Consider the following 23,814-nt stretch of genomic DNA (forward strand, 5'->3'; position numbering starts at 1 on the left):
GCATTTGGTAGTTGAAACTACCAAATGTTAAAAAATGCCTTTTTTGTTTACAGAAATCATAGAACATTCTGTGTTGAATGTTATTTGTTTTCCTGTATAGTGGTGGGCTTGTTAATTGACGGATTTCGTGAAATATAAGGCAGATTTCCAACAGACATCTTGTAAAAAACTTTAGAAAGTGAATGCTTTTATCAGATTTTATGATTACCTTTGTCGGCCGTCAGAAAAGCTTATTTCATGTCTTTTGCAGCACTAAGATAAGTAATCTTACGCATGCAGCTTGCCCTGTGAGGCAGGATTGCCAAAGGATTGTATTCATCTGTAAATGATAAGTTTGATTATTTAAGGTAAAGAAAAATAGTAATGGATCAGCCGGTAAGGACTTTTACTTTGGTAGGATTGGTGGTCTTTTTCCTTCTGCTCATGCATCAGTTGCCCACTGTCAGCATCGGTGGAACGGAACTTCGGCATGTAAACCTGCTTAGCCAGATACAGCCTGACGTTCATGAGAGCGTGGTTGATGTGATACCTGTGCCCAAAGCGCCGAAGTCAGTCATTGCCGTTGCAGCGAAAGGAAAGGTTGTTGAGTTCAAGGAAAAATGGCCCAAAGGCGTTGAACCGATATCCGATTTTTCGGAAGGAAAGGCAGGTGGCATGGATTTCTTCTATGCTCAGTTGGCCCGTTTGAAGCAACTTGACCGACCGGTGCGTATTGCTTATTTCGGAGATTCGTTCATTGAGGGTGACATCCTGACGGGTGATTTGCGTGCACTCTTTCAAGATCGCTTTGGCGGTTCAGGCGTGGGATGGGTTGATTGCAGTATGCCTGTGGCGGTTGTCCGCCGTACTGTCAATCTGAAATCTAATGGAGTTGCAGGATTTGCCACAGTGAAGAAGCCATTTGATAAAGGTCGGCAAGGCTTTTCGCAACGCTATTTTGTGCCTTCAGAAGGTGCATCGGTCACGGCTCGTGGCTCAAAATCTCAGCCTCATGTGGGCAGTTGGCAGCATGCTAATCTGTTTTTCCGTACACCACAAGCTATAGAAATCAATGTCGAGGCAGGCAATATGCCCGCTTATAGATATCAGACTCGTGCATCTGATGGCGTGCAGATGTTGACCACAAAGGGCGAAATGGGAGCTGTGAGCTATCGTTTCACACAGGTATCTCCCCAAACAACGCTCTTTGGAATAGCTTTGGAATCAGGAAAAGGAGTTATTCTTGACAACTTGTCTATGCGTGGTTCGTCGGGTGTTCAGTTGGGAAGTATCCCCCAGAAAACATTGTCTGACTTTGCACATTTGCGCCCCTACGACCTCATCATCGTGCATTTCGGACTCAATGAAGCTATTAAGGGCAATACGGTTCCATTGTTGAAGATGTATATAAAGCGTATGAGAAAGGCGATTGAAAATATCCGTGCGGCCAATCCGGAGGCGAGTTTGTTGGTTGTGAGCGTGCCCGATCGTGACCAACGTTCGGCAGATGGCATCACGACACTTAAGGAGGTGAAAGACCTTGTAGGTCTGCAGGCGCAACTGGCTGCCGACAGTCATGTGGCTTTCTACAATTTGTATCAGGCCATGGGCGGTGAAAGCAGCATGAAAAAGCTTGTAGATCGTAATCTCGCTAATAAGGATTACACACATTTGAGCTTTGGAGGTGGCAGACAGATAGCCCGAAAAGTGTTCCCCTCTTTTATTGCAGGATTTGAAAATTATAAGCGCCGTAAGGCTTTGGAACAACAATGATACAGCGACTCATCAGTCTTCTGACCTATAATCCCAAGGAACCTCTCATCTTTTCGAGTGGGTTGTTCCTTATTCTCTTTTTGGGATTTTCATTTGTATATATGCTGCTTCGTCATCAATTGCGGCCTCGGCTGCTCTTTGTGACGCTTTTTTCTTATTACTTTTATTACAAGAGCAGCGGGCTGTATTTCTTCTTGTTGGCAGTTGTAACGGTGAGTGATTTCTTCATAGCTCGCCGTATTCATAGGCTTGATGAACAGGTGTCGACTGCCGAAATGAGGAAAGGTATTGACCGACAGCGCAAGTGGTTGGTGGCTTTGAGCCTGTTGATAGACTTGGGTTTGTTGGGTTATTTCAAATATACCAACTTCTTTGCCGGTATGATTAGTCAGATGATAGGTCACAACTTCCAGCCTTGGGACATCTTTCTACCTGTGGGAATCAGTTTCTTTACTTTCCAGAGCATGAGTTATACCATTGATGTCTATCGCAGAAAGCTGAAACCTTTGCCCCATCTTCTTGATTATGCATTCTATGTTTCATTCTTTCCTCAGTTGGTGGCAGGCCCTATCGTGCGTGCTTCTGACTTTGCCCCACAGATCAGCAAGCCTGTCATTATCACGAAAGATATGTTTGCACGGGGTGTATATTTCATCATTATAGGTCTGTTCAAGAAAGCAGTGATCAGCGATTATATCAGTCTTAACTTCGTTGATCGCATTTTTGACAATGCTATGCTCTATAGTGGCTTGGAGAATTTGCTTGGAGTTTATGGCTACGCTATGCAGATATACTGTGATTTCAGCGGTTACAGTGACATGGCTATCGGCATTGCTTTGCTGCTGGGTTTTCATTTCCCACTCAACTTCAACGCTCCTTATCGGGCAACAAGTATCACGGATTTCTGGCGGCGTTGGCACATCTCACTGTCGAGTTGGATACGCGATTACATCTATATTTCATTGGGTGGCAACCGAAAGGGTAAGTTTAGGCAATATGTCAATCTTATAGTGACGATGCTGTTGGGTGGACTTTGGCATGGTGCCAGTCTTAATTTCATCGCCTGGGGCGGTATGCATGGCTTGGCTTTAGCGGCTCATAAGTTCTTCAGTCAGGATATTCTGCACCATGAACGCGGTTATCAGTCGCATGGATTAAGGAAGTTTGTAGCCGTTGTGCTGACGTTTCATTTCGTGTGTTTCACCTGGATATTCTTCCGTCACAGTTCATTTGAGGCGGGTTGGGCAATGATTTCCCGGATATTCACAAATTTCCATGCTGAACTTTGGATGCAGATTGTGAGCGGATATAAGTATGTGTTGGCTTTCATGGCCTTTGGTTTTCTCACGCATTTCTTGCCTGATAGCTGGCAGGAAACTATGATTGGCAGTCTGCGTCGTTGTAATGTCGTGGTTTATGCGCTACTGATAACGGCCGTTATCTATATCGTTATTCAGGTGAAAAGCTCAACGATACAGCCATTCATTTATTTCCAGTTCTAAGGTCTTTCGTTACCTTTTGAGGCTTATTCCCTTTCCTTTGAAGACACGAATAAGATGTTTTATTGATGAAACTTGCGTGTTAATTAATATTGGAATAACGTAAATGTTTGTAATTTTATGAATTAAAACTTGTTTTGTATTATAATAATGTGTACCTTTGCAGGCCTTTTGTATGTTGGCGAAAGAGTGTGAAGTTGATTATCAGGAAGTTAGAAAAGAATTAGGTAAAAAGGATGAGACAACTAAAAATTCAGAAGAGTATTACGAACCGTTCAAGCGAAGCCTTGGACAAGTACCTTGTAGAGATTGGTCGTGCTCCGTTGATTTCCATTGACGAAGAAATCGAATTAGCACAGAAAATCAAGAAAGGTGGTCGTGATGGTGAGCGTGCAAAGGAGAAATTAGTCACTGCCAATCTTCGTTTTGTGGTATCTGTTGCCAAGCAATATCAGCATCAGGGACTCTCCTTGACCGATCTTATTGATGAAGGAAACATTGGTCTTGTGAAGGCTGCAGAGAAGTTTGATGAGACCCGTGGCTTCAAATTCATTTCTTATGCAGTATGGTGGATACGTCAAAGTATTCTTCAAGCCATTGCCGAACAAAGCCGCATTGTGCGTCTTCCGCTTAATCAGGTGGGGTCACTCAATAAGATTAATCGTGAAATTAACAAGTTTGAGCAGGAGTTCCAGCGTAAGCCTTCATTGGCAGAGTTGTCAAGTGCTACCAAAATTGAAGAAGAAAAGATAGATCAGAGCTTAATGGCCGATAGTCATCATGTGAGTATTGACGCTCCTTTTCAAGAGGGTGAAGACAATAGTATGGTTGATGTCATGGCAGGAGGCGAAGACAGTCGCACCGACAAGCAGGTAGATCATGAGTCAATGGCACTCGAATTGGAGTCTGTTTTGCGTAAGGTTTTGAAAGATCGCGAGATTACTATCATCCGTGAATGCTTTGGAATTGGTTGCCACGAGAAGGGACTTGAGGAGATTGGAGACCAACTTGGTCTGACTCGTGAGCGTGTTAGACAAATTCGTGAGAAAAGTATTGCAAAGCTGCGAGATAGTGGTTATGCAAAGATTCTGATGAAATATCTGGGATAAGTCATTAATTTAAAGAGATAAGATAAAGAGAGAAGTTTCGGCTTCTCTCTTTTTGTTGATGGATAAGAATTGTTTGAATGTGTGGAAAGGGATACTGGTGATGTGTATTTTTTGATTGGGTTGTATCTTAAGTTCATTTTGTATGCAGTTTAGTTTGCTTTATATTTAATTAATGTTAATATCTTTTCTGTAAACTATTCTTTTGCTCTTATTCTATAATTAAATGCTTATTTTTGTAAACTCAAGATTGCAAAATGAACATGTTAGCGAATAGAAAAGATAATATGAGTGTAGAAGAAATTAATTCATTTCAAGCTGTTGATGAAGGCTTTAGCATGCGAGAGGCCATCGCTGAGGCGAAGAAATGCTTGCAATGTAAGATACCCCAGTGTAGGAAAGGCTGTCCGATAGAGAATGAAATACCGAGTTTTATTCATGCATTGAGCATGGGTAATATGGGCGATGCCATGCACATTATCAATGAAAAAAGTAATCTTCCGGCTATTTGTGGGCGTGTCTGTCCACATGAAAAGCAGTGTCAGGGTCATTGTGTGATGAATAAGAAGGGATCACCGATACAGATTGGAAAGTTGGAACAGTTCATCGCAGACTTTGATACGAAGATGAACTTGACGCGTGAAAGGCTTCCACAGAAGGATAGAGGCAAGATTGCAGTCATTGGTTCGGGGCCTGCGGGATTGACTGTAGCTGGTGATTTAGCGCGTAAAGGCTTCAGTGTGACTATTTATGAAGGGCAAAGTGAACCGGGGGGCGTGCTGATGTACGGTATTCCTGAATATCGATTGCCCAAGAAAGTGGTGCGTGCCGAGATACAGAAGATTGAGGCTTTGGGGGTAAACTTTGTGTGTAATGTACTCGTAGGTAAAGATGGCTTGACGGTTGACAGCCTGTTTCGCCAAGGATTTGATGCTATTTTCATGGGCACAGGAACAGCAATACCGCAGGATATGAACAGTACACCGGGAGCGCAGTTACGGGGGGTTAGTCAGAGTACTTACTTCCTTCATAATGTGAATAGTTATAATGAAGGAGCTGTGGGACGTGATATGGTGCCATTGAAAGATGGTGAAAAGGTAGGGGTTATTGGTGGAGGCAACGTTGCAATGGACGCTGCTCGCACTGCTATTCGCTTTGGAGCTGATGTCACAGTGCTGTATCGTCGTACTCAAGAAGAGATGCCTGCTATCAAGGCAGAATATGACCAAGCGGTCAATGAAGGTGTCAACTTTCGATGGAACACCTCGGTTGCAGAGTTTATTGCAGGTGATAACGGGCGTTTGGCAGCGTGTCGTTTAAATACGCCTGAAGGTGAAGTTGTTGAGCATTTTGACCGTATTTATCTGGCTATTGGCAGTCGTCCGGCCAATCGAATTGTAAGTACAACCGAGGGTATTGATGTTGACGAGAAAGGCTATGTAAAAGTAGTTGAACGTCCTTATGGTATGACTACGCGTCGTGGAGTGTTTGCAGGAGGCGATGTCGTTCATCGTCCACAGACTGTTGTTTTGGCAATGAAGGCTGCGAAAGATGTAGCGCAAGGCATGGCACAATATGTAGATGCTATTAAATTACTTGAAGCTGCTAAAAAAGTTGAAGAACAACATTCGGTGGATAAATAAAATACAATTTTTTGTTGTTTTAGTGGATACTGTCATCAGTTTTTAGTAACTTTGCTCCCAAATATATCATATATTTCAAAATTATAATGGCTGAAACAAAAAAAATCAAGACAGCTCTTATTTCGGTCTTCCATAAAGATGGTTTAGAGGAGTTGCTTGCTAAACTGCATGAAGAGGGTGTAAAGTTCTTGTCTACAGGCGGTACTCAGAAGTTCATAGAGTCTTTAGGCTACGAATGTCAGACAGTAGAAAGCGTTACAACTTATCCCTCAATTCTCGGTGGTCGTGTGAAAACGCTCCATCCTAAAGTGTTCGGTGGTATCTTGGCTCGCCGTGACAAAGAGAGCGATTTAGCTCAAATGGCAGAATATGAGATACCTTCTATTGATTTAGTGATAGTGGATCTCTATCCTTTTGAGCAGACTGTTGCAAGCGGAGCTGCTGAAGCAGACATTATAGAAAAAATTGATATTGGTGGTATTTCATTAATCCGTGCCGGTGCAAAGAACTTTAAGGATGTTGTCATTGTTCCAAGTAAGGTGGAGTATGGAGTGCTGCTTGAGTTGCTTAAACACAATGGTGCACAGACTGAAATAGAAGACCGTAAGATGTTTGCAGAACGTGCTTTCGGTGTAAGTAGCCATTATGATACAGCGATACACAATTGGTTTGTAAAATAATAGATACAATATGGGATTTTTTTCTTTTATTCAAGAAATAGCGATGGACCTTGGTACAGCCAATACAATCATTATCAGTGATGATAAGATTGTAGTTGATGAACCGTCCGTTGTTGCCCTTGACCGTCGCACCGACAAGATGATTGCCGTGGGGGGAAAGGCAAAAATGATGTATGAAAAGACGCACGATAACATCAGAACCATTCGTCCTTTGCGCGATGGTGTTATTGCAGACTTCACGGCCTGTGAGCAAATGATGCGTGGCTTGATTAAAATGGTGCATTCAGGTAGACGACTTTGGTCACCTTCATTGCGCATGGTGATTGGTGTTCCCTCTGGTTCGACAGAGGTTGAACTACGTGCTGTGCGCGACAGTGCAGAGCATGCAGACGGTCGTGACGTGTATTTGATTTTCGAACCTATGGCTGCTGCTATCGGTATTGGTATTGATGTAGAGGCACCGGAAGGTAATATGATCGTTGATATTGGTGGTGGTAGCACCGAAATTGCAGTCATTTCGTTGGGTGGTATCGTTAGTAATAACTCCATTCGTACGGCAGGTGACGATCTTACTGCTGACATTCAAGAGTATATGAGCCGTCAGCATAACGTCAAAGTGAGTGAACGTATGGCAGAAAGGATTAAGATACATGTTGGTTCTGCATTGTCTGATCTTGGTGATGAGGCCCCAGAGGATTTCATTGTTCATGGGCCTAACCGTATTACAGCACTCCCAATGGAAGTTCCTGTGTGCTATCAAGAGATTGCACATTGTCTTGATAAGACTGTGGCAAAAATTGAAAATGCGGTTCTTTCAGCACTCGAGAATACGCCACCCGAGCTTTATGCGGATATCGTGAGGAACGGTATTTATCTCAGTGGCGGTGGAGCTTTACTGCGTGGTCTTGATAAACGTCTGACCGATAAGATTAATATCCCGTTCCATATTGCTGAAGACCCGTTGCATAGTGTGGCAAAGGGAGCAGGTATTGCCCTCAAGAACATTGACCGATTCTCGTTCTTGATGAGATAAATTAAATGTTAGGTGTTGGCAGAATGAATTTTCATTGTCAACACCTAATATTTCATGATAAATTCAGTTTATGCGTAATCTTTTAGATTTTCTCGTAAAATACAGCTATTGGTTCCTGTTTTTTGTCTTGGAGGCGGTGAGTTTTGTTCTGCTTTTCCAATTCAACAGCTATCAAGGAAGTGTATGGTTTTCATCGGCCAACGCCGTAGCGGGAAAACTCTATGAGACAACTTCAGCGGTAGAATCCTATTTTCAACTGTCTAAAATCAATACAGAACTTACCCAACGCAATTTATATTTAGAGCAAAGACTCTGTAAATTGGAGAAAGAGAAGAGTGATTCTGTTGCAGATTCAACAATGGAAAACAGTCTGTTGCTCAAGAGTTTGCAGCCTTATCGATTGATTCCGGCCCAGGTTGTCAATATGAAATGGGGAAGAAAAGACAATCTTCTGACTATCGATAAAGGCGAAGCTGACGGCATTAAAAAAGACATGGGAGTAGTTTGTGGCACAGGTGTTGTCGGCATAGTCTATCTTACGTCTGCCCATTATTCCATAGTTATTCCTGTCCTTAACTCTCAGTCTAACATCAGCTGTGTCATTCAGGGACGTGGTTATTTTGGTTATCTGCATTGGACAGGTGGTGATATTTCAGAGGCTTATGTTGACGATGTGCCACGCCATGCACATTTCAAACTCTATGAAAATGTCGTAACCAGTGGTTATTCCTCAGTTTTCCCAGCTGGTATTATGGTTGGAAAGATATTGCATGTGTATAATTCTGCCGATCAAATGTCTTATCGTTTACGTGTGAAACTATCTACAGATTTCGGTAGGTTACGTGATGTCTGTGTCGTAGATAATACGGCTTTGTCGGAGCAAATAGAGGTTATGCGTGCTGCAGAAGACTCTATCCGAATGAAAGAAGCGGGGAAAGCAAACTAAATTAAAAGGTAGGAGACAAAGAACATGAATATACAGATATTAAGAGGAGCATTGCTCTTTGCGGTTCTTTTGCTTGTTCAGGTGTTGGTGTTCAACCATATCCATCTGTTCAACTGCGCCACACCTTTGCTTTATATCTATGTAGTGCTGCTCTTCCCACGTGACATTCCACGCTGGGCAGCTTTGGTTTCATGCTTTATCATGGGCTTTTTGGTTGACATGTTCTCCAACACTCCAGGGGTTTCCATGGCGTCACTCACGTTTCTCGGACTTATCCAGCCGTTCGTTTTGAATTTGTTCATGCAGCACGATAGCGCGGATGATTTGCAGCCATCAATGCGTTCTTTAGGTTTAGGTAGGTTCTTTTACTACACCGTTGTCATGGTACTTGTTTATTGCATACTGTTCTTTACACTTGAAACTTTCAATTTTTTCAATTGGATACAGTGGCTCGAAAGCATTGCGGGAAGCATGATAATCACTGTCATTCTTATTTTGACACTTGATAATTTCCGTTCAAGATAGGTGTAGAGAGTTAGAGATTGTCTGCTGGTTTATAACAAAAAACGATTATTATAGGTGAAATCTTATAATCTTGAAAATAGACGTTTTGTAATTGGTGGTGTAGCTTTAGCCATTGTGCTGGTCTATATCATCCGGCTTTTCACAATTCAATTACTTAGCGATGACTTCAAGAAGAATGCCGATAGTAATGCTTTTCTCAAGAAAATCGATTATCCTTCGCGTGGCGCTATTTACGATCGAAATGGCAAACTGATGGTTTATAACCAGCCTTCTTATGATATTATGGTTGTCATGAACGAGGCAAAAGGCCATATTGATACGCTCGAACTCTGCAATGCACTTGGTATCAGCAAGGAATATTTCGTCAAACGGATGGATGATATCAAGGACCGTAGCAAGAATCCTGGCTACAGCAGATTTACCGAACAGCTTTTCATGACGCAGCTTTCCGACAGGGAGTTCAGCGTATTTCGAGAGAAAATGTTTCGTTTCCCAGGCTTTTATGTGCAGAGAAGAAGTATTCGGCAATACACCTATCCCTATGCAGCTCATGTTCTGGGCGACATCGGTGAGGTTTCCGTTTCCGACATAGAAGAAGACAATTATTATCAACCTGGTGACTATATAGGCAAACTCGGTGTTGAAAAATATTATGAAAAGGAACTTCGGGGCGAGAAAGGTGTGCAGATTATGCTGCGTGATGCCCATGGAAGAATACAAGGAAGCTATCATAATGGGAAGTTCGATCGACGGCCTGTTGCTGGGCGCGACCTCACATTGAGTATTGATGTGAAGCTTCAGGCATTGGGCGAGCGTATGCTGCAAGGCAAGATTGGTAGCATCGTTGCTATTGAACCGGCAACCGGTGAGGTATTGGCAATGGTCTCATCGCCGACATACGATCCTCGTAATCTTGTCGGCCGACAGCGCAGCAAGGCACATGCAGCCCTCTCGCGCAATGTATGGAAACCGCTCCTCAACCGTTCTATCATGGGACAATATCCGCCGGGATCAACCTTCAAGACAACGCAAGCGCTGACCTATCAGACAGAGGGTATCATCACACCCAACACGATGTTTCCTTGTCATCATGGCTTTTCATACCGTGGTTTGCATGTAGGTTGCCACGGACATACGTCACCTCTGAACCTCATTGAGGCCATCAGCACGTCTTGCAACGGTTATTTCTGCTGGGGACTCTATTATATGCTGGGCAATCGACGTAAATATGGCAACGTACAGAAAGCCATGGATCGTTGGCGTGACTATATGGTGAGCATGGGATTTGGCTATAAATTGGGTATTGATCTGCCTGGTGAGAAGCGTGGCTTGATACCGAATGCCTCGTTTTATGACCGAGCTTACCATAAATCATGGAATGGATTGACGGTTATCAGCATTGCTATCGGACAGGGAGAAGTTAATCTTACACCGCTTCAAATAGCAAATCTTGGAGCCACCATTGCCAACCGAGGTTATTTTTACACGCCTCATGTGGTGCGAAAGGTGCAGGGATTGCCACTCGATACAGCCTTCACGCACCGTCATCGCACGATGGCCAGTGTACGTTCTTACTCAGCTGTGGTTGCAGGTATGCGCTCCTCAGCTTTGAAGGGAACCTGTAAGGCGCTCGGACATCTGCCGTTCACGGTCTGCGGAAAGACCGGAACGGCACAGAACCGCGGTCAAGACCACTCGGTTTTCATGGGATTTGCACCAATGGATAATCCTAAGATAGCCATTGCGGTCTATGTAGAGAATGGTGGATTTGGTGCTGATTTTGCTGTACCAATAGCCGGAGTGCTCTTCGAACAATATATGACAGGTAAACTTTCACCGTCGGCTGAGCGCATGGCCACGGCCTTACAGAATCGCAGAATAGCTTATGGTTCGAACAACAGATAAACAACCCAGTGTGCTTCGTTCGCTTGATTGGTGGACGGTAGGCATCTATATAGCCCTCCTTGTCTTTGGTTGGGTGAGTGTTTGCGGTGCAAGTTACACCTACGGTGACACCGATATATTCAGCCTTTCCACTCGTTCAGGCATGCAGATAGTCTGGATTGGCACATCATTGTTCTTGGGCTTGGTGCTGCTTTTGCTTGACGACCGCTTCTATGATACGTTTTCCTATGTCATCTATGCAATATTATTGTTACTGCTTTTCCTTACAATCTTCAATCCACATGAGATAAAAGGTTCGCGTTCATGGCTTGTCTTAGGTCCACTCCGACTGCAACCGGCAGAGTTTGCAAAGTTTGCTACCGCCCTCGCTGTAGCCAAATTGATGGGTTCTTACGGCTTTAACATCCACCATTGGAAAGATTTCGTTGCGGCATGTGGCGTTGTCTTGTTGCCCATGCTTTTCATTGTGGCCCAGAAAGAGACGGGGTCGGCGTTGGTTTATCTGTCGTTCTTCCTGATGTTCTATCGTGAGGGAATGCCTGGAAGCATTCTGTTTACGGGTGTGGCCATGGTGGTTTATTTCGTTGTGGGCATCAAGTTTGAAGGCGTTTCTTTGTTGCAAACACCAACCTCCTTAGGCGTTTTTGTCGTCATTTTGCTTATTCAGACGTTTACATCTGTAATGGTCAACGTCTATTGTCGCAATAAGAAACTGATGTGGTATATGCTCGGTGGCAGCTTTGGAGCAACGTTGTTGGCGCTGCTTTTCTCGCTTTATGTGATACCGTTCAACATTATTTGGGTACAGTTGCTGATCACTGTTATCATCGTAGGTTATCTCTTGGTGGAGTGGCTACGCACGCGTTTGTCTAATTATTTCTTTATTTTGGCCTTTGCAATAGGGTCGATAGCTTTCTTCTATTCGGCCGATTATGTGCTCAACAATGTGCTCGAACCTCATCAGCGCGTGCGTATCAATGTCTTGTTGGGCCTTGATGACGACCTCAGTGGTGCGGGGTATAACGTTCATCAGAGTGAGATTGCCATTGGATCGGGTGGCTTGCGAGGCAAAGGTTTCCTTAATGGAACGCAGACGAAGTTGAAGTTTGTCCCCGAACAAGATACCGATTTCATCTTCTGTACGGTTGGAGAAGAAGAGGGGTTCTTCGGTTCGGCAGGCGTACTCATTCTCTTTCTGCTGCTTATTCTGCGTCTTATTCATCTTGCCGAACGACAACCTTTCGCCTTTGGGCGCATCTATGGCTATTGCGTATTAAGCATATTCCTCTTCCATGTGTTTATCAATGTGGGCATGGTACTTGGACTTACACCTGTGATTGGCATTCCATTGCCATTCTTCAGCTATGGAGGTTCTTCGCTATGGGGCTTTACTTTCTTGCTGTTTATCTTCCTTCGCATAGATGCAGGAAGAAATCTTGTGCGCATAGAATAGGGGAATTGTTTTGCAATTTGGTTGTTGTATAGCGTGGGATAATTCTTTGTCAGGTTTCTGCGAAACTTTAGTTTGATGATATTTCACTACACAAGAGCTCTTGATTTTGTAAAGATTGTTAGCAGGTTTTTAACATTTCCAGGGCAGACCAAATAGAAATGAAAACCTGTCTTTACTGTCAGTATAAAGCCATTTTATGACCTTGACGTCCCTGTTTCTATCCCTTTGACATGTAGCTTCGTTCATCTGATATCTCAATTCTGGATAATATAAGATAAGGTCCCATTTAGATGGCATTGCAATTTGTATTGAATAACCTCACAACTAAAGTCATTTTACGATATAAAGTGACTCAAGTTACAGTGTAATTAGCGTCAAGTTGCATGGTAAGATGACGCTGATTGCAAGACAACACCATTCAAAACGCTTTCCAAATCAACCAAAATCACCACGAAAAACGCCCTGAAACAGCCTTTCATCTCCTATTTGTTCACTTTGAAAAGGGCTGTTTTTTGGTTAAGTTTCCTTACAAAATACAAGACTATCAGACACATCTTTCCCTGTCTTTCATCTTATTCCAACTGCGCTGTTGACTTTCCTTTTTGCCAATTCAGCTTATTAATAACGGGCAATACGAACCATATTGCAGGAAGAACAAAGCCAACAGAAAGACTCATCCACTATCCGCAAGCAGCGTTCCAACGCCATTTAGCATGCCAATTTTACAGCGTAGATTGCGCTTGATGGTTTTGGAACCAAGCTAATATAAATCTTAATCCTGGAAATAGACACGCTTCACACGGTTGCTGATACCTGTAAGTACCTCGTAAGGAATAGTATCAATGGCATCACTCAGCACTGTAACAGGCAGATGATCGCCGAAGATTTCAACGCTGTCTCCCTCTTTACAGTCGATATCTGTAACGTCAATCATCGCTACATCCATACAGATATTACCCACATATTCGGCTTTCTGCCCATTGACAAGACAGTAACCACGGCGGTTGCTGAGCCGTCTGTCAAGACCATCTGCATAACCTATAGGGATAGCGGCAATCAAACTGTCACGCTCAAGATAGGTCTTTCGGCTGTAACCGATGCTTTCACCTGCCGGAAGTTGATGTATCTGGAGGATTGTAGTCTTTAAGGTGCTGACGTTATTGATAATCTTATTGTTGCGCGAATTAATGCCATAAAGCCCCAATCCCAAGCGACACATGTCCATTTGACGGTCGGGGAAGTGCTCAATACCGGCACTGTTGTCCATGTGGAAGAGTATCTTGTGGTCGAAAGCGGCTTGAAGTTTATCTGCCCCAAGCTTGAAAAGTTCAAACTGTTGGGCGCTGAATGTGTCGAAATCATCACTGTCTGCACCCACGAAATGGCTGAACACAGAACGTGGAATGATGGCATTCTGACGTTTCAGACGCCTGATAAGCTCGTCCATATCCTTGTGCGGATCAAAGCCAAGACGATGCATACCGGTATCGAGTTTGATATGAACGGGGAAACCGGTAACGCCTTCTTTCTCCGCTTCTTTCACCAAAGCATCAAGCAATCTGAAAGAGTAAACCTCGGGTTCGAGGTCATAATCGAACATCGTCTTAAAGGCGGTCATCTCCGGATTCATAATCATGATGTTGCTGGTGATGCCGTTCTTGCGCAGCGTTACACCCTCATCAGCCACTGCAACAGCAAGATAATCCACGCGATGATCCTGTAGTGTCTTGGCAATCTCAACGCTCCCGGCCCCGTAAGCATCTGCTTTGATCATGCAGACCAACTTGGTATGTGGCTTCATGAACGAGCGATAGTGGTTCAAGTTCTTTACAACGGCATTGAGATTTACCTCTAATGTGGTCTCATGTACTTTCTGAACAAGCAGTTCTGTCAGTTGATCGAAACCGAAACGGCGTGCCCCTTTGATGAGAATTACTTCGTCGTGAAGTTGCTTGAAAACATCACTGTCTATCAGTTCTTCTACGCTTTCAAAGAAATATTTCGCTTTCACACCAATGCAATGGGCATGAGATTGAAGGTCTTTTCCTACACCGATGAACTTCTCAACACCACGCTGTTGACAGAGCATTCCTACCTCTTGATAGAGTTCATCGGTGGTCATTCCGCTCTGATAGATGTCACTGAGGATAAGCGTATGACGGCGTCCTTGATGGTCGGGACGGCGGTTCATGAAGTCAAGTGCGATGTCAAGCGAGTTGATATCCGAGTTATAGCTGTCGTTAATGAGCGTACAACCATGCTGTCCCTGCTTTACTTCAAGGCGCATGGCTATCGGTTCAAGCTGCTGCATGCGTTCATCGAGTACGTCAACCCCGACACCTAAGGTCAGCGCTACAGCTGCACAAGCAAAGGAATTGGTAACAGAGGCGTCATCGATAAACGGCAATGAATACCAACTTTCATTACCTTTATATATATAGGTGACTGTAGTTGCGGTCTCTTTCTTTTCAACCGACTTGATAAAGAAAGGTGCACGCTTGTCTTTCAGCGACCAAAACAGGCGCTCACCCTTAAAATCTTCAAGCTCATTTACACAGCCATTGACGATTGGATCGTCACCATTGTAGACCACAGTCTTGGCATCATGAAACAGAATAAGCTTTTCCTTGCACTTCATTTCCTTGCTGATGAAGTTCTCTTGATGGGCATCTCCGAGGTTCGTCAGCACGGCAATCGTCGGCTGAATGATATCACGCAGCGCCAACATCTCACCAGGTTGACTGATGCCTGCTTCGAAAATACCCACTTGGGTGTGCTCATTCAGCAGCCAAACACTTAGCGGAACGCCCACCTGTGAATTGTAACTGCGAGGCGAACGCGTGATAAACATATCATCACATAGCAACTGATTAAGCCACTCTTTGACCATTGTTTTACCGTTACTTCCCGTGATTCCAACAATCGGAATATTGAATTCATCACGATGACGCTCGGCTAAACGCTGCAAAGCTTCAAGCGAATTAACCACCTTCAAGAAGTTAGCTTCAGCGTATTCTGTGGCATAATCGGCCGGAACTTCAGTCACAACAAAGTTTCTGACCCCACGACGATAAAGCTCGGGAATATAGTAATGGCCATCATTACGGCCAGACTTGAGAGCAAAGAACAATGTCTCTTCGGGGAAACAAAGCGAGCGACTGTCTGTTAAAACAAAACCAATCTTGGCATCACTCGCACCAAAACGACGCGCACCTATCAGTGTGGTAACCTTTTCAATAGTATATGTCATCGTGTATGATATGTTATATTTGACTACAAATTTACAGCAAACCACTGACATATCAAAATAAAAAGCAGTGAAATCAAATACATCTTGAAAAATCATACAGCATGAAAAACATACTCATCCAAGCAAGAAAGCCAACCAACTGCCATGCACCCATTCTTCCATAAGACTGAAGCAAACAAACAAGAACAGCGTTGAATCACTCCAACGCTGTTCTTATTATTAAATAACTTCATATTATTTCTAATAAAATGAGCGACGCTTTCGCTCGTGTTATCCCTCAAAGTTCTTTTTACCTAAAAACTAATCCTATGAAAATCTAACTAATCTTTAAACCTAAACAACTAAACCTAAATCTATATGTTAAACCTAAACAATCTATTACCTAACGTCCTATTGACAATACAAAAGTAGTAATTGTGCACGAACACACCAAATAATTTCATCCTTTTTTGCACTAATTTGCTGACGTTTTGATTTATATCAACAAACAACAGGAAAGAAGTGACTTTCCTTTACGTTTGTTTACAAATCACGGTTCAATATCAATCCTGTTTGATGAAGACCCGACATGGAAGCCAACTCATACTTTATTGTCCTTTCACTGCCCACTCGATTACTGCCACTTCCCGGGACATTATAGTTCAATGGCATACAAAAGATTGTTTGTTTCGGACTGTTTCAACATACCACATACAAGTTCAGAAGCAGAAACAAATATCAAAACTACTGACAACACCTGTTTTCTGATAATACATTATATAATAAGGACAACCCTTTGAAAATGGCAGAAACACGACAATCTGTTATGAGAAATATACTTTTCTACAGCTTTTTTAACTTAAATCTTTTGGAAATCAAATTGAAACTTATTTACCTTTGCACTCGTAAAAGAGTTATAAACAAACAAAAAGAGAGTAATTATGAAAAAGTTTTTAATGACTTTAGTAGCAGCATTTGCTGTTGCAATGAGCGCTAATGCACAGGTTTATGTAGGTGGTGGCTTTGGCATTAACGGTGTAGACAATGGTAACACCACTGTAACAACCTACAAATTCATCCCTGAAGTAGGTTACAACTTCAACGAAAATTGGGCTGCCGGTGTTGCATTTGGCTGGGAAGGCGCAAGCAAGGGCGGTACAAAGACACTTGAAGTCAACCCATATGCACGCTTCACTTTCGTTCATACAAAGTATGTCAACCTATTCGTTGATGGCGGTTTTGGCTACAAGCACACTTACAACCAGGGCTATGATGCTGACCTTTGGGCTGTAGGTGCACGTCCAGGTGTTGCAGTAAACCTCACAAAGAAACTTTCGTTTGTTTCTCATGTAGGTTTCCTTGGCTGGTCACAGAGCAAGGACAACAACAGCAATTTGAAGACAAGCAGATACGGTCTTGACCTCGATGGCAACGACATCACGTTCAGCCTGTACTACAACTTCTAAGTTGAAAGGGGCTATAACCCACGAAACAAAACAGCCGATTCCCTCATGGAGTCGGCTGTTTTCTTTTTACACCACGTGCTTACTGAATATTGAAGAGCACAACACACACAATAGAAAAGTTAAGCTTTCAAGGCTTTATCTCTCGCAAGAGAATAAGAGTGAGGCCATGTTATGCCTCACATGATTTATCTTTACAAATGCTTTCGCAAGAAGACCCCTGTTCTAAAATAAAACATCGGCGGTCAGAAATACGCGAGTTTTGAGCCACCTTAACAACCAACTGATTATCAAATGCTTATAGAAAACACAACACTTTATTCCACATTTCAACGTAAACAAAAGTTGTGATTTGCGTCAAATCACATGGTCATCTGCATCAAATGAGCATGCCAAGTGGCTTGAAATACACAACAAGATGATGCAGATTACAGGCTGATTTGACGCAAAACAGGAACTCAAGGAAAGGAAAAAGAGAAATCAAAGCCGTCAAGAAGAAAGAAAACTTGCTGTTTCTCATCTTCTTTTTCCTTAGATTGCAACTTTTAAAGTGCATGTTTTTACACCAATTTTCTTTACATATCAGCTGTAATCTACTATCTCATTCCCCCTAAAGAAAAACGTCCGTATAAGCATATGAAGCATACTTACACGGACGATTGGCGATATAAAGAGTTATGTGTTGGTGCTACTTGCGGGGCGACGGAGTTGGAGCCACACCGGTTTTTCCACGGAAAATAAAGCCCACATTACCTTTAAGCTTGTTTTCTGACATGGCATCTACCTGCAAAGAGAGTGCTATAATCTGCATAGCTACAACCGACTTGACCTTTGAAAAGCCAAAGGAATAATTGCTGTTCCCAGCAAAAGCGATACTGATTTTATGGCTTCCTTTATTATAATTGAGTTCAAATACGGCTGTTTTAGGGTTCAACAGAAAGCCTACCGGACTGAGATTATAATAGCCTGTGAAGCATGTGATGTCCTGATTTGGGGCTGATTTCAACGCTTCTTTCAGTGCATTGTCGTTCACATAATCGGCAAAAAGGCTCATCGGGAAGTTCTTTATGGTCAGCGTACTGTCGGTCAATATCTCCCATTTCACGTCAGACGAATCACTCACATACTTCTTGTCAGTGGCACTCCAACGCTGATAATAGGTCTTACCTGCATAAGATCCCCTCACCTGTTGATAGGCCTGCTGTTGCTGTTCACGGGTAAGACTGTTGTCATTGCCACCACCTGGTTCACAAGCAGTAAAGGTTAAACCGAGCACTGTCAGGCATCCTAACAGCCATAGATACATTTTGTTTGTTTTCTGTTCCATTTTATATAAGGTTTATTTTGGTTTATCTACCCCCTAAATGTCAATGAAGAAGAAAACTTGCCTGATATGACATTAAATAATTGTTAAAATCAAGAAATATAGGCAAGACTGTCTTAACTTTGTGTTTAACAAATAAAATGAGGAGAGTAAATGGTATAAGAAAAAACGTAGAATGACGTTTTTAAAACCATAAGAGGATATCCAAGCGCGGCATGAAACTATTCACCACAGACAAGGAACTGACCATAGTTCACAAGTTAAGCAGGGGCGAAGCCACTGCCATTGACTTGTTATATGCCGAGTATGCGCCTTTTCTTACGGCGGTTTGTGCGCGTTATATCCCGCAGAACGATGACATGAAAGATGTCTTGCAAGAGGCTTTCATCAAGATGTTCAACAAGGGAAACACGTTCACCTATCGTGGAAAAGGATCGCTGAAAGCCTGGGCAACGCGCATTGTTATTAACGAAGCACTGCTTTTTCTGCGTCAACAGGCAAAGGAAGGTGTGATGACAACCGACAGGGATTTGCCTGAAACGATCGATGAGGAGCCAGAAGTAAACACGCTTTCTACCGACGAAATAACAGCTATGATAAGGCAGTTGCCCACGGGATATCGCACAGTATTCAACCTATATGTCATCGAAGGAATGAGTCATCAGCAAATAGCTGAACTGCTGAATATCAAGCCTGACACCTCAGCCTCACAGCTTCACAAGGCCAAGGTGATGTTGGCTCATATGATAAAATCACACCAACGACAAGAAGAAAAGACGGTATGGAGAATTGGATAAACGACATTAGGAAACGCTTTGAGAGGCATCAGCAGGAGCCTCCAAAGGGCTTGCTCGGCGATATCAAGGCCGAGATGCTGCGCCGTGGCCTTGCTTCGACCACATCTTCTGCCTCTCGCCCAACAGCAACGCTTCGCAAATGGTGGATTGCAGCAGCCTGTATTGGTGGCCTGATTGCAGGAACTGCCGTGTGGTGGTTACGCAATTCAGCGCCCGAAATGACTGCTGTCATCGCTCATCAACAGGCGAACCACGTAGGAAAACAGGTTGCATACAAGAATAAAACAGTGGAAACACAACGGCAGATAGTGCAACAAAAGCTTGCATCATGGGCTGTCGGTCTCTCCGGAACAAGGCAATCGGACCGTCAAAAGCAGGAGATTACGGCAGCGTCTGCCACGGTACAGACTCCTATACAAGTGCAACCGTCTACGACAAACACTGATACAACAGAGACAAAACCAAGAAAACGTCCCATAATATCAAGTCAACAGAATGATAAAGTCATAGCCGCACTTGAAGGAAACCTTGTATCTTTCGCTCCTCAACGCCTTTCATTAGGCGTTTATATGGGTGGCAAAGGCTTGTCGAACGGAGTTTCAAACAATGGATTTCATAGTGTATCATTTAGGCAAGCAATGCTGAATGAAGATGAACAAGGCAAGCAGATATACAGTGCTCCGGGCTATTTGCCACAGCAATATCACCATCGATTGCCCGTCAAGATAGGTCTTTCTGTGGGATATCAGATAAGCCGAAACTGGACTATCCATACCGGATTGACCTACAGTTACCTGTCGGCAAGCATCTCAAACGCTAACTTATCGGATGGCAAAGACGGTCTGCAACGCCTGCATTATGTCGGTATTCCATTGGCTGCAAGCTATAGGTTGTGGCAATATAAGCGGCTCCATGTCTACGCAACAGCAGGTGGTGAGGTCGAGAAACTCGTCAGCGGACAACTTCGTGAGCCACAGACTACAATGCAGGAACCCCCAAAGAGCGAGACCCTTCGTATTAAGGAATCGCGCTTACAGTGGTCAGTCAATGGCGCTGTCGGCTTGCAATATCAGCTTACTGATCGGATTGGACTCTATGCAGAACCTGGAGTGAGCCATTACTTCAATAACGGCAGCGATGTTGAAAACAGCTACAAGCATCGTCCAACAGGCTTCCAATTGCAATTAGGAATAAGGATTAAATAATCAAAATAAAGAAAATTATGAAGAAAATTATGATGTTATTGTGTGCCGTCTGTCTGTTGATAGGCTGCACAAGCAGTCAGAAAGCGGTGAAATATCAAGTGGCTAAGAACTACTTCTTCGTTAATAATTCACCATATTCCGGGTTATTAAAGATAACAACAGAACAGGAACTCGGTAAGTATTTCGGTATGGCAGCCACCATGAGAAAGGACGGACAACCGACTGAAATAGACTTCAAGAAGCAGTTTCTCATTGCAAAAATACTGCCGGAAACAGACACTTTGACCCGCATTGACCCTGTTTCAGTGACAGAAGAAGACAACACACTTCACGTGAAATACAATATTCAGCGTGGCGAGAAGCAGTCTTATACGATGCAACCTTTCTCCCTTCTCATCGTTGACAGACAGTATATGGACAAAGAACTCAAAGAGTAAAGTCATTCAAATAGGTGTGAAAGCAAGACTTTCACACCTATTATTATTAATATGATGCCCCCTAAAAGCTCCGGTTTCAAGCGTCGTTCAATCGGTTTTCCAAACTTGACACCAAGCAACATGCCGACAATGGCAAGCAGAAATGACACAAGGCCGATGATGACAAGAGGAGACATGAGCATTGATATATGGCGGAAGCCCATGCAGGCAAACGATATTCCAATGGCCAAGGCATCAATACTTGTGGCCAAAGCCAACAGCAGTTGGGTCTTCAGTTTACAGGGATTCAGCGAGTGGTTTTCGGCAGGAAGAAACGCATCGCGTATCATTCGCCCTCCCAAGAAAGTTAAAAGACCAAAGGCTATCCAATGGTCAACCTCTTCAAGATAACGGGAGAAGGTGCTTATCCCGAGCCATCCAAGCAGTGGCATAGCGGCTTGAAAGAGTCCGAAAAGCAAGGCCATGCGCAACGTTATGGGCCAAACCATGCGCTTGATGATAATGCCACCGGCAATCGAAACCGTAAAACAATCCATGGCTAAAGCCACTGCAAGGAACCAAATATCAAGCTGATTCATCTGTATATATACAAAAAAACTCCCCTCTCTTGACACGAAGGGGAGTATTATTTGATTTATTTTCTTACCTAACCTGAACTACAAGATACTTGCTTGTGCTCCAGAATATCTGCGGATTTGTTATCGTAAGCACATATTCCTTATTGGCATCACGCGTCAATGTGTAGCTGCTTGCAGGGTGAAGTGTCAACAGACGAGCCGACTTAGAATAAAGTTTGATCACCTTATCCACGCGGATATCAATCTTGGTAAAGTAGTTCTTATTGAAGTTTCCCTGCAGAACTTTACCCTCATCGATAATGCGTTGATCCTTCAGTTCTTTCTTTGTGCCAAACACATACCATGCAGTGTTGAGCTGTTTGTCCTGTACATTAATCGTTTCTGTCTTCTGTGCACTCTCCGTTGTGAGGTGACTCACATTGGTATTCAGGTTGTTAATCGTTTCATCAAGCTCCCCGATGTGAATGTCTTTGGCATCAAGTTCGGCACGTAACTGGCGCAATTGTTGGTCTTTCTCATCCAACTGCTTCACCAAGTTGTCAATAGTTGACTTGAGTTGACTGCCTTTCAGCGAGCTACTTGCTAACTGCTGACGCAGCTTAGCAATGAGTTCACGGTTCTTCTGCATACGCTCGGCGATGAACTTAACGTTATCTCTGAGCACCTGTTTCTTGTTAGCTCCCTCACCATCTTTAGCGATAGTAACACGGTTCTCGGCCTCATTAATCTGACGAAAACCCTCTTGAACCTCGTTCATCAGGCCCATCATGTCGTTGATTTCAGTATCTTTCTGTGCAAGTATCTGCTGCAGAGAGTCATTCTGTTCGGTGCCTGCGACGTTGTCTTTCGACTTGTTCTGATTACAACTTGTAACAGCCAGCAATAACATTCCGACTGAAACGAAAAGCAATTTCTTCATAGTTTTTCACTCCTCTAATTTTAGTTTCTTATCTTTACCTTTCTTTATACTATGTCCTGCGAGTATGATTACAATCTCTCCTCGCGGATCTTTCTCTGTAAAATGGGCGATAACCTCCTGCAATGTGCCACGAACGTGCTCCTCATACAGCTTGGAAATCTCTCGCGCTACACTCACTTGGCGGTCTTCTCCAAACACATCGGCAAACTGTTGCAGTGTTTTCAGCAACCGATATGGCGACTCATAGAACACCATTGTGCGCGTTTCGTCCTGCAAGGAGAGCAGATGTGTCTGCCGACCCTTCTTCTGTGGCAGGAAACCTTCAAAGCAGAAGCGGTCGCAGGGAAGTCCCGAAGACACCAAAGCCGGCACGAATGCCGTTGCACCGGGCAGTGTCTGAACCGTTATTCCGGCATGAGCTGCCTCACGCGCAAGGTAGAAACCGGGGTCGCTTATACCCGGAGTGCCGGCGTCACTGACAAGAGCTATGGTCTGTCCTGCCTTCAAACGCTCCACGATTCCGGTAGCAGTGCCATGCTCATTGAATTTATGATGGGCCATCAAATGGTTCTTGATGTCGAAGTGTTTGAACAGAATACCCGACGTTCGCGTGTCTTCAGCCAACACCAAATCGGCCTCTTTCAACACCCGAATGGCGCGTAACGTCATGTCCTCCATATTGCCCACAGGAGTCGGCACAATGTATAATGTTCCCATATTCAAGTCACAAATATAAACAATTATTCATGATATGCAAAATATCATGTAGTTTCTTTGCAATTTTTAAAACCTGAAATAACAAGTGATAACATATGTTTCTTTTCATACGTCCTAACCTATAGCAGTTCCTCTGCACCATAATTCCATCCCTTTCAGGGCGATTTGGCATCACCCTTAAATACAAAGTATTCTGCATAATGGCAGCAAACGAAAAATAGGTTAATATTTTTCAAGGATGTTTACAATAGTCCTCGCATAGTCAGCGTATTCAGCATGAGAAGCTTCCTCGCTCCAAATATGTGCTGTTTTTAAGCACTTTGCAACATGCTGACTATCAAATTGTTATGAAATCAAAGGCAGAATATAAGATAAAATCACACTGAAAAACCATGCAATTTGCGTCAAATCAGCCTGTAAACTGCCTCAAATTATCGCGCATTTTGAGTCAAACAGCGTTGTGATATGCGTCAAATTACAACGCTTCATGAATGAAATTGCACACAAAGAACTTTGAAAAAGCAAAATAACTCCTGTTTTCTCGTCTGTTTTTCTCTGTTTGGTAGTCTTCTGAAATGCAGTTTAAATTAGTAAATGCGACAG

The 23,814-nt window shown here is 43.4% G+C and carries 20 protein-coding genes; 14 read left to right on the forward strand and 6 right to left on the reverse strand.

Annotated elements, in window-relative coordinates:
- Positions 1 to 363 precede the first annotated feature (363 nt).
- The 10 genes from HMPREF2983_RS10950 (at position 364) to rodA (ending at position 12,542) form a co-directional block, all read left to right on the forward strand.
- Complete coding sequence (locus HMPREF2983_RS10950) at positions 364 to 1,752, forward strand: SGNH/GDSL hydrolase family protein (RefSeq protein ID WP_070668357.1); 1,389 nt, start codon at positions 364 to 366, stop codon at positions 1,750 to 1,752.
- Positions 1,749 to 3,254: an MBOAT family O-acyltransferase gene (locus HMPREF2983_RS10955; protein WP_070668360.1), complete on the forward strand. Its 1,506-nt coding sequence runs from the start codon at positions 1,749 to 1,751 to the stop codon at positions 3,252 to 3,254. Before HMPREF2983_RS10950 ends, HMPREF2983_RS10955 begins: the two co-directional genes overlap by 4 nt.
- 233 nt (positions 3,255 to 3,487) lie before the next feature.
- A complete protein-coding gene (locus HMPREF2983_RS10960; RefSeq protein ID WP_004371557.1) occupies positions 3,488 to 4,360 on the forward strand; it encodes a sigma-70 family RNA polymerase sigma factor in 873 nt (290 codons plus the stop codon).
- 260 nt (positions 4,361 to 4,620) lie between these two features.
- A complete protein-coding gene (locus tag HMPREF2983_RS10965; RefSeq protein WP_018919613.1) occupies positions 4,621 to 6,000 on the forward strand; it encodes an NAD(P)-dependent oxidoreductase in 1,380 nt (459 codons plus the stop codon).
- An 86-nt stretch (positions 6,001 to 6,086) separates the two neighbouring features.
- On the forward strand, positions 6,087 to 6,680 hold the full coding sequence (locus tag HMPREF2983_RS10970) for an IMP cyclohydrolase (RefSeq protein ID WP_070668363.1): 594 nt from the start codon (positions 6,087 to 6,089) through the stop codon (positions 6,678 to 6,680).
- 10 nt (positions 6,681 to 6,690) lie between these two features.
- Entirely contained in the window at positions 6,691 to 7,713 is a 1,023-nt protein-coding gene (locus HMPREF2983_RS10975) for a rod shape-determining protein (RefSeq protein ID WP_004371553.1), read from the forward strand.
- 70 nt (positions 7,714 to 7,783) lie between these two features.
- Positions 7,784 to 8,659, forward strand: coding sequence for a rod shape-determining protein MreC (gene mreC, locus HMPREF2983_RS10980; protein ID WP_070668365.1), 876 nt, complete (start codon positions 7,784 to 7,786; stop codon positions 8,657 to 8,659).
- A 24-nt stretch (positions 8,660 to 8,683) separates the two neighbouring features.
- Positions 8,684 to 9,184 carry a rod shape-determining protein MreD gene (mreD, locus tag HMPREF2983_RS10985; RefSeq protein ID WP_070668369.1) on the forward strand — a complete coding sequence of 167 codons (501 nt, stop codon included), beginning with the start codon at positions 8,684 to 8,686 and terminating at the stop codon, positions 9,182 to 9,184.
- Positions 9,185 to 9,238: 54 nt separating this feature from the next.
- On the forward strand, positions 9,239 to 11,089 hold the full coding sequence (gene mrdA / locus HMPREF2983_RS10990; protein ID WP_070668372.1) for a penicillin-binding protein 2: 1,851 nt from the start codon (positions 9,239 to 9,241) through the stop codon (positions 11,087 to 11,089).
- A complete protein-coding gene (rodA, locus tag HMPREF2983_RS10995) occupies positions 11,070 to 12,542 on the forward strand; it encodes a rod shape-determining protein RodA (RefSeq protein WP_070668375.1) in 1,473 nt (490 codons plus the stop codon). Before mrdA ends, rodA begins: the two co-directional genes overlap by 20 nt.
- Positions 12,543 to 13,314: 772 nt before the next feature.
- Here rodA and HMPREF2983_RS11000 read toward each other — a convergent pair.
- Positions 13,315 to 15,792 (reverse strand): bifunctional UDP-N-acetylmuramoyl-tripeptide:D-alanyl-D-alanine ligase/alanine racemase, encoded by a 2,478-nt coding sequence (locus tag HMPREF2983_RS11000; protein ID WP_070668378.1) that lies wholly within the window; start codon positions 15,790 to 15,792, stop codon positions 13,315 to 13,317.
- Positions 15,793 to 16,314: 522 nt separating this feature from the next.
- The gene (locus tag HMPREF2983_RS14430) at positions 16,315 to 16,443 is read right to left on the reverse strand and encodes a hypothetical protein (RefSeq protein WP_256374463.1); all 129 of its coding nucleotides are present in this window, start codon (positions 16,441 to 16,443) and stop codon (positions 16,315 to 16,317) included.
- A gap of 269 nt (positions 16,444 to 16,712) precedes the next feature.
- Here HMPREF2983_RS14430 and HMPREF2983_RS11005 point away from each other — a divergent pair, with 269 nt between their 5' ends.
- Complete coding sequence (locus HMPREF2983_RS11005) at positions 16,713 to 17,237, forward strand: outer membrane beta-barrel protein (RefSeq protein ID WP_070668381.1); 525 nt, start codon at positions 16,713 to 16,715, stop codon at positions 17,235 to 17,237.
- A 685-nt stretch (positions 17,238 to 17,922) separates the two neighbouring features.
- Here HMPREF2983_RS11005 and HMPREF2983_RS11010 read toward each other — a convergent pair.
- Entirely contained in the window at positions 17,923 to 18,561 is a 639-nt protein-coding gene (locus tag HMPREF2983_RS11010; protein WP_070668384.1) for a DUF4840 domain-containing protein, read from the reverse strand.
- Between the two features lie 212 nt (positions 18,562 to 18,773).
- Here HMPREF2983_RS11010 and HMPREF2983_RS11015 point away from each other — a divergent pair, with 212 nt between their 5' ends.
- The 3 genes from HMPREF2983_RS11015 to HMPREF2983_RS11025 are packed head-to-tail and all read left to right on the forward strand — an operon-like array spanning position 18,774 to position 20,997.
- Positions 18,774 to 19,355: an RNA polymerase sigma factor gene (locus tag HMPREF2983_RS11015; RefSeq protein WP_070668387.1), complete on the forward strand. Its 582-nt coding sequence runs from the start codon at positions 18,774 to 18,776 to the stop codon at positions 19,353 to 19,355.
- Positions 19,340 to 20,560: an outer membrane beta-barrel protein gene (locus HMPREF2983_RS11020; protein ID WP_070668390.1), complete on the forward strand. Its 1,221-nt coding sequence runs from the start codon at positions 19,340 to 19,342 to the stop codon at positions 20,558 to 20,560. Before HMPREF2983_RS11015 ends, HMPREF2983_RS11020 begins: the two co-directional genes overlap by 16 nt.
- A gap of 17 nt (positions 20,561 to 20,577) precedes the next feature.
- Positions 20,578 to 20,997, forward strand: a complete 420-nt coding sequence (locus HMPREF2983_RS11025; RefSeq protein WP_070668393.1) for a hypothetical protein — start codon at positions 20,578 to 20,580, stop codon at positions 20,995 to 20,997.
- Positions 20,998 to 20,999: 2 nt separating this feature from the next.
- Here HMPREF2983_RS11025 and HMPREF2983_RS11030 read toward each other — a convergent pair whose 3' ends face one another.
- The 3 genes from HMPREF2983_RS11030 to rsmI form a co-directional block, all read right to left on the reverse strand.
- Complete coding sequence (locus HMPREF2983_RS11030; protein ID WP_004377206.1) at positions 21,000 to 21,575, reverse strand: manganese efflux pump MntP; 576 nt, start codon at positions 21,573 to 21,575, stop codon at positions 21,000 to 21,002.
- Positions 21,576 to 21,639: 64 nt separating this feature from the next.
- On the reverse strand, positions 21,640 to 22,494 hold the full coding sequence (locus tag HMPREF2983_RS11035; protein ID WP_004371522.1) for a Cbp1 family collagen-binding glycoprotein adhesin: 855 nt from the start codon (positions 22,492 to 22,494) through the stop codon (positions 21,640 to 21,642).
- A 6-nt stretch (positions 22,495 to 22,500) separates the two neighbouring features.
- On the reverse strand, positions 22,501 to 23,211 hold the full coding sequence (rsmI, locus tag HMPREF2983_RS11040; RefSeq protein WP_070668395.1) for a 16S rRNA (cytidine(1402)-2'-O)-methyltransferase: 711 nt from the start codon (positions 23,209 to 23,211) through the stop codon (positions 22,501 to 22,503).
- Between the last annotated feature and the right edge of the window lie 603 nt (positions 23,212 to 23,814).

The organism is Prevotella sp. HMSC077E09 (assembly GCF_001814685.1).
Classification (GTDB): Bacteria; Bacteroidota; Bacteroidia; order Bacteroidales; family Bacteroidaceae; genus Prevotella; species Prevotella oris.